The 7,147-nt window shown below is 67.8% G+C and carries 8 protein-coding genes; 5 read left to right on the top strand and 3 right to left on the bottom strand.

What is annotated here, in order from left to right; all coding sequences use genetic code 11:
• From ACFQEY_RS10530 to ACFQEY_RS10520, 3 genes are all read left to right on the top strand, one after another.
• Positions 1 to 269 (top strand): hypothetical protein (locus ACFQEY_RS10530; RefSeq protein WP_379768262.1); only part of this gene is annotated, 269 nt, incomplete at its 5' end.
• Positions 270 to 393: 124 nt separating this feature from the next.
• The gene (locus tag ACFQEY_RS10525) at positions 394 to 795 is read left to right on the top strand and encodes an Hsp20/alpha crystallin family protein (protein ID WP_379768260.1); all 402 of its coding nucleotides are present in this window, start codon (positions 394 to 396) and stop codon (positions 793 to 795) included.
• 152 nt (positions 796 to 947) lie between these two features.
• A complete protein-coding gene (locus ACFQEY_RS10520) occupies positions 948 to 2,339 on the top strand; it encodes a glycerate kinase type-2 family protein (RefSeq protein WP_379768258.1) in 1,392 nt (463 codons plus the stop codon).
• Between the two features lie 230 nt (positions 2,340 to 2,569).
• Here ACFQEY_RS10520 and ACFQEY_RS10515 read toward each other — a convergent pair whose 3' ends face one another.
• Positions 2,570 to 3,373 carry a TrmB family transcriptional regulator gene (locus tag ACFQEY_RS10515; RefSeq protein WP_379768256.1) on the bottom strand — a complete coding sequence of 268 codons (804 nt, stop codon included), beginning with the start codon at positions 3,371 to 3,373 and terminating at the stop codon, positions 2,570 to 2,572.
• Positions 3,374 to 3,748: 375 nt separating this feature from the next.
• On the opposite strand from ACFQEY_RS10515, the gene ACFQEY_RS10510 reads away from it, so the two are divergent.
• Positions 3,749 to 4,540: a TrmB family transcriptional regulator gene (locus tag ACFQEY_RS10510; protein ID WP_379768254.1), complete on the top strand. Its 792-nt coding sequence runs from the start codon at positions 3,749 to 3,751 to the stop codon at positions 4,538 to 4,540.
• 43 nt (positions 4,541 to 4,583) lie between these two features.
• Here ACFQEY_RS10510 and ACFQEY_RS10505 read toward each other — a convergent pair whose 3' ends face one another.
• Positions 4,584 to 4,940 carry a DUF7344 domain-containing protein gene (locus ACFQEY_RS10505; protein ID WP_379768252.1) on the bottom strand — a complete coding sequence of 119 codons (357 nt, stop codon included), beginning with the start codon at positions 4,938 to 4,940 and terminating at the stop codon, positions 4,584 to 4,586.
• Positions 4,941 to 5,094: 154 nt separating this feature from the next.
• Positions 5,095 to 5,460: a DUF7344 domain-containing protein gene (locus ACFQEY_RS10500; protein ID WP_379768250.1), complete on the bottom strand. Its 366-nt coding sequence runs from the start codon at positions 5,458 to 5,460 to the stop codon at positions 5,095 to 5,097.
• A 393-nt stretch (positions 5,461 to 5,853) separates the two neighbouring features.
• On the opposite strand from ACFQEY_RS10500, the gene ACFQEY_RS10495 reads away from it, so the two are divergent.
• Positions 5,854 to 7,041, top strand: coding sequence for an alpha-D-ribose 1-methylphosphonate 5-triphosphate diphosphatase (locus ACFQEY_RS10495; RefSeq protein ID WP_379768248.1), 1,188 nt, complete (start codon positions 5,854 to 5,856; stop codon positions 7,039 to 7,041).
• Positions 7,042 to 7,147 lie beyond the last annotated feature (106 nt).

The raw sequence follows: 7,147 nt of genomic DNA, 5'->3' as shown, positions 1-7,147 counted from the left end.
CCGCACAGTCACAGCCGCAACAGGCCACCGCACAGTCACAGCCGCAACAGGCCACCGCACAGTCACAGCCGACACCGACGCTGTCCGCACAGCAACCCGTCTCGGAACCGATGCCGGTGCAAGGCCAAGCGACGGCGTCACCGACGCAGACGGAACCGATGGTCTCGGGCGGCACGGCCGACCAGCAGGCGGGGGCTGAACAACAGTTTCGCACTCCTCAGCAGTCCCAACTCGGGGGGAGCGGACCGGACACGCGGTGGTCCCACTGAGATTCCGATGACGTCCAATCACCCACGCTCGTCTGAGTATCCCCCGGGGCCACAATCGATTCCGGTCGGGACGCGGGCGTCGACGGGTCTCGTACCCGCGGCTTCGCCGTCGGGAGCCCCGGCGGTGAGCAGTGCGGCGACCGGTTCCGGGGTTCAGCCGGCGGTATCAGCGGGTCAGCCGCTGGAGCAACCGTCCACGGTCGCGGACCCGGCGACACCCCGAATCGACCTGATCGAGACGCCGGACGACATCGTGATCCTCGCCGAGCTTCCCGGATACGAAAAGGACGATATCGTCCTCGAAGCGCTCGATCAGCAGGTTCGTATCTTCGCCGAGCGCGAGGAAGACGACCTGGAAGAAGGCCAACCCCACGTCAGGGAGCGACTGCTTCGCGTCGAGCGGACGGTGTTCCTCCCGGCCGCGGTCGACATCGAAGACGCCGACGCGTCCTTCGAGAAGGGGATCTGCCGTATCGAGATCCCGAAGATCGAAGAGAGCAGGGCACACCGAATCGGGTTCCACTGAGTGCTCGGCCCTCCCGTCGAGGGAGACCCAGCCCCGGTCCGCTCAGTTCCCACTCGGCAGCCTCGGCGAGGCGGTCCGGGTCGCCGATGGATTTCCGATCCGCCGACCGCCTCGGGTCAACGTTTATCAGGGTGTCTTGCGCACGACTCCATATGTTCGACCGCGACGATCTCGGCGTTGATGACGGTGCTGCCGACGGCCTTGCTGCCGACGATCATTCTTCTCACCACGGTGTCAGGAGCGCAGAGCTTGCACCCCCGAACCGGGCCGCTCTCGACGCGCTCGAAGCCGGGATCGACGCCGCCCATCCGCGGTCCGTCATCGCGGCTCGCGTGACGATCGACGGCGACGAGCTCCGGGTCGCCGATCGGACCGTCGACCTCTCCGAGTACGACGAAATCGTTGTGCTCGGCGGCGGTAACGCCGCCGGCCGGGTCGCGGCCGCGCTCGACGAGCAGATCGGCGACCGCGTCGACGGTGGCGTCGTCGTCACGGACGACCCGGCGTCCGCGAGGGCCGTCGAGACGGTCGAGGGGACCCACCCGCTCCCGAGCGAATCGAACGTGACCGGCACGCGGCGGCTCCTCGACCGCGCCCGCGAGTGCGACGAGGGGACGCTCGCACTCGTCGCCGTCACCGGCGGCGGGAGCGCGCTCCTCACCGCACCGAGCGGCGACATCGAGCTCGACGAACTCGTCGACCTCACCGAGTCGCTGCTCAAAAGCGGCGCTCCAATCGAGGCGATCAACACGGTCAGACGCGCGATCTCCGACGTGAAGGGGGGCGGGCTGGCCGCCGAACTCGCGCCGGCGACGACGATCGGACTGGTGTTCAGCGACGTCACCTCCGACGATCCGGCGGTCGTCGCCAGCGGACCGCTCTCTCCGAATCCGACCGACGCGGCCGACGCGCTGGACGTCCTGAGCGACTACGATGTCGACGCGCCGAGCGCGGTCGTCGAGCACCTCGAGCGCGCGGCGGCCGAGTCGAGCGGATCGGCGGCGGGTCCCGGTCTCGATCACGTCTCGGTTCACGTCCTCGCCGACGGCTTCACGGCACTCGCGGCGGCCGCGGACGCCTGCGAGGACGCCGGCTACGACTCGCTGATCCTCTCGCGATCGGTCCGCGGCGAGGCGCGCGAGGCCGCGAAGACGCACGTCGCCCTCGCGGAGGAGGCCCAACGAACCGGGAACCCCGTCTCGCCGCCGGCGGTCGTCCTCTCGGGCGGGGAGACGACGGTGACGGTGGTGGGGGACGGGACGGGGGGGCCGAACCAGGAATTCGCGCTGAGCGCCGCGACCGATATCCCGGAGGGCGTCGTCCTCGGCGCGGTCGACACCGACGGCATCGACGGGGCGACCGACGCCGCCGGGGCGCTCGTCACGAGCGAGACGATCGCCGGCGAGGACGACGCGCGCGCCGCGGCCGCCGCCCTCGCCGACAACGACGCGTACCCGTACCTCGACGAGCGGGGCGCGCTCCTGGTCTCCGGGCCGACCGGGACCAACGTCAACGACCTCAGAGTGCTCGTTGTGACCGAGTAGCGGGGCTCGTTCGATTCGTCCGACCGAGAGTTGTTCCGGACGACGGGCTGGGGGCAGGATGACCGACGGGCTGGGGGCAGGATGACCGACGGGCTGGGGGCAGGATGACCGACGGGCTGGGGGCAGGATGACCGACGGGCTGGGGGCAGGATGACCGACGGGCTGGGGGCAGGATGACCGACGGATAGAATGGACGACTGGGTGTGGTCGGGAAGGGCGGAGGATCTGGGTCAGGCTTCGGGATCTCGCACGGTCAACAGTCCCTGCGCCATGAGCCGGCGAGCGATCACGACGAGCCCGTTTCCGAACCCCTCGCCGAAGATCGCTTGCTCGGATCTCGACACCGGGACGATCGTGCTCACCAGTATCGCAGATCGATCGACGAGGAGCAGGCGACCGATCGCGGTTTCGGCGTCCGTCCCGTCGTCCCCGTGTAGCCACTCCAGCCCCGACACGAAGGTCTTCGCGTGGGGGACCGCGGCCTGGATCTCTCGCTGAAGCGACTCGGCCGGCGTCCCGACGAGGAGGTCGACGTCCTCGTCGACTACGTTCAGGTTCTCCACGAGCTCAGCGGTGACCAACTCCTCGTCGGCGACCACGAGGACAACCTCCTCGGTCGCGCGTTCGATGAGTCGTCCCGTCCGGTTCTCGATCGCGTCCTGTCCGGACATCGCCCACACCTGCTGGATTTCGTGGCCACCGCTATCGTCGACGCCGTCGACCGCTTCGAGGGCGTCGCACAGTCGATCGACGCGCCCTTCGTACTCTTCGCGGAGCGTCTCCGTCGCCTCCTCGAGCGACACCGACCGAAACCGCTGCGGACTTGCGTGTTGAATTTCGACGAGCCCTTGCGCCTCGAGCACCCGTATCGCGTCGTAGACGCGCGTCCGGGGAACCTCGGTCAGCTCGCTGAGCCGCTTCGCCGTCGCGCTGGACAGCCGGTTCAACCCGACGAAACACCGGGCCTCGTACTCTTTGAGCCCGAGCTGCTGGAGGAGTTCGATCGCTTCCTCCGCGTTTTCAGTCGTATTCATGTGTCCCAACCACCCCGTCCTCGGGGTCCTCTGGTCATTCTCCCGGGGGACGGATAGGTATTGTTACTCATTTCGTAACACGTGCTTGGGACTATTCGCTATTTAGTGCGGTAAATCGCCTAACTATCTCCCGCCCGCTTGCTCACTGACTAGGCTTGTTATTCCACTCGTGACGATTCTCGTCGGACATGTTCCGCCTCGAATTCGGGGCATTCAGCGGCTCTCCTACTGTTACTCGGTTAATCACAACAACTATATCCCACCCCGGAACAACTGAACATTCAGACGCGGGCGACTACCGTGTCCCAGCACTTCCTGTTGCGTGCTGTTGTGACTCACCACGCGGCGTGACCCGCGACACCCGATCCGAACGCGATGAGCCCTGACCCGACTGAATCCCCCTCGTCCGCTGCGATCGACCTGCTCGAACGGTTCGGGCTGAGTACCTACGCCGCGCGGACGTACGTGGCGCTCGTCCACCTCGAGATCGGATCGGCGCGAGACGTGAGCGAGGTGACCGAGGTTCCCCGAACACGAGTGTACGACGCCGCCGACGAACTGCGCGAGCGCGGACTCGTCGGCGTCCGGGAGTCCTCCCCGAAACAGTTCTGGTCCGTCTCCCCGGACACCGCGATCCGAACGTTCGACCACGAGTACCGGAACCGCGCGAATCGGCTTCGAACGGCGCTCGCCGAACTCGAACCCGTCGACCACCACCGGGAACAGCGGGGCGTCTGGACGGTTGAGGGCCGGGCCGCGGTCGACGAGCGCGTCTGCACGTTCTTCGCCGACGCGGAGTCGGAGATCGTCTACGCGACCGTCGACGAGTTGGTCACCGACGACGTGCTTGACGCGCTCCGGGCGGCTGTGGAGCGAGGCGTCTCGGTCAGACTCGCGGGCGTCTCGGACGACGACCTCGCTCGCGCTCGCGGGACGACCGACGGCGTGCAGTCGTTTGAGCCGCCGTGGCCCCGATCGGCGACGTCGGTCGGCCGCTTCGCGATGATCGACGGGGGAACGACCCTCGTGAGCGCCCTCGTGGACGACGCAGCGGACTCGACCCATCGGCGATCGGAGACCGCGGTCTGGGGGAACGGCGACGCGAACGGCGTGGTCACGGTCATCAGCGCGATCTTCACGAGAAATCTCGACCGAGACGACGACTGACCCCCGTCGCCTCCCCGGAGATCCGACCGCTCCAGCCCGCCACTTAAAATGTCGCTTGCGGCGTGTTTTCAGCCAGCGCGTCCAACACCGATTCGATCCGCTCGTCCGGTCGATATTGGACGGTCCCGTCTTCTCGGTCGTACGTCACGACGTCACGGTCCGCGAGCATCGGCAGGTGCGCGTGCGACAACTGCACTCCGAGCCGATCGCGCTCTCCCGACCGCACGGATCCGGAACCGCCTTGCGCTTCGGCCGCGACGTCGATGAGTTCCTCGATCGTCGCGATGCCCGCCGGATCGCGACGCAAGTACCGAAGAATCTGTCGTCGCTGCTGATTCCCGAGCAGCCGGAGACACGCGTCGAGATCGTCGGTAGTCATGATCGATTGAACGATCGCCATCTACTTATCTTTATGACATTTTAAACCGTAATTGTTGTTTTGAGTAATTGGGTGACACCGAGATTCCGACGTCGCCCGCCGGCGATCGGTCGTCCCGCGAACCGCTCGCTCGTTCGGTCCGGGAGCTACCCCGGCGTTCACGCCGGGGAGGATGTCATGGTCGGTCGTCGGTCTGGTGGTGCGCTGCTCGCCAGTCGCCGGGGAGTTCGTCGCTGTACTCGTCGAGCCGTTCCACGAACGGGCGGATATCTGCGAACGCGCCGCCTCGCTTGACGACGCCTTCGTCGGGATCCCACGCGATGACGCCGGCATCCGCGAGTCGAGGCAGGTGGTTGTGATACAGTTCGACGGCGGCGTCGGTCTCCGCGTCGTCGAGCTCCACTTGGAAATCGTCGTCGGACTCGCGCTCGGCGAGTTCGAGGAGCAGTCGCCGCCGTCGATCGTTCGCGAGGAGCGCCAGCGCCTCGTTCGTCTCGATCCGGGTGAAATCTCTCGCCGATTCGTCGGGCCGGTCGATCATCGAACTCCCCCGTCCCCGACACGAGCCCCGCGGGGAAGCGGGTCGGTCGGGTCGCCGCTCGATCTGAACGGTGCGGCCGAGGCGGCCGGAGCGCTCGGCGCGTCCGGAGCGCTCGGCGCGTCCGGAGCGGCCGGCGTTCCGCGAGCAGCTCCGGTCGTCCCGGAGAGACCCCGGCTATCGTTGGCAGGGAACGCGTCGGGCATGAACGCAGCATTCCGCGCTGGAGCGTTTTAGTAGGCACCGCATACCGTTTCGGCACGCGCCCGCCGACCGGGGTCTGGGTGCTATTAACAAAGCGTCAGTCGTCGGTACGAACGGGTCTATGATTCCCAGACAGCTCGCCGTCGCCCTCGCCCGCACGATCACGCTCACGATCGACGGAGCCGCCGACCGATGACCGGGATCACCGAGATCCGTAACGGTCGCGTCGTCACGCCGAACGAGGTGATCGCGGACGGTCGGGTGGTTATCACCGGCGGCCGCATCGCCGAGGTGGGCGAGACGACGACAGCGCCGCTGTCTCGATCGAAAACGATTGACGCGAACGGTGCGACGGTGATCCCCGGGCTCGTCGACCTGCACGGCGACGACGTGGAACAGCACCTCTACCCGCGGTCGGGCGCTCGCGTCGACGTGGAGATGGCTGTCTCGATGGCGGACCGGGCGAACGTGATGAGCGGAGTGACGACGAAGTTCCACGCGATCGCGTTCGAGGACGCGCCGGCGGACGACCGCTCGCACGCGGACGCCGCCGAGCTGGCCCGCGCGGTGACGACCGCCGAGGGCACCCTCGGCGACAACAGGCTGCACGCTCGCTGCGAGCTGGTCGCGGAGAGCGTCGACGCCGTCGAGTGTCTGGTGGGCGACGCGGACGTCGACCTTGTTTCGATCATGCACCACGCGCCGGACGACGGCCAGTTCGACCGCGAGGAGTTCGAGCGGCACTACATCGAGGACCGGAACTGGCCGTCCGAGAGCGTCGCGCGGACGGCCGCGGCGCGGGAGGCGTTGTCCGAGTCGGCCCGTGCGTCGCTGTCCGCGCGGGTCGCCTCCGTGGCGGCGGCGATCGGCGTCCCGCTTGCCTCCCACGACGATCAGCGTGCCCGCGATGTCGATAGGATGATCCGCCACGGGGCGTCGATCAGCGAGTACCCGATCACCCGCGAGGCGGCCCGCCGCGCCGCGGATCGCGGATTGACCACCGCGATGGGAGCACCGAACCTCGTCCGAGGCGGGAGCCTGTGGGACAACCTCTCTGCCCGCGAGGCGATAGACGACGGGATCGTCGACGTGCTCTGTTCGGACTACCACCCGCCGTCCCTGCTCGCGGCCCCGTTCGTCGATACCGGCGAGTCGCTTCCGGTCCGGGTCAATCGCGTCACGCGGAACCCCGCGGAGGCGGTCGGACTTCACGACAGGGGGCGCATCGAGGTCGGCGCGCGAGCCGACGTCCTCCTCGTCGACGCGAGCGGGACGCCGACCGTCGAGCGGGCGTTCGTCGGCGGTACCGAGGCGCTCGCCGCGAGCGGCGCGACGCGTCGATCGCCCCGACCGCTCCCCAGACGCGGACCGGGATCGTGATGCCTCTGCGACTTCGTTCCAGCGGCTCTCCTCCGCGAATCAGAAGCTAAAAGTGCGGGCTCGCCGTACGTATACCACCTGATGACGTTACCTGGTTCTCGCGTAC

The sequence above is a fragment of the Halorubrum trueperi genome (genome assembly GCF_042662525.1).
GTDB lineage: Archaea > Halobacteriota > Halobacteria > Halobacteriales > Haloferacaceae > Halorubrum > Halorubrum trueperi.
Note: the sequence above shows the minus strand (reverse complement) of the source record. Positions and strands in the feature narration are given on the sequence as shown.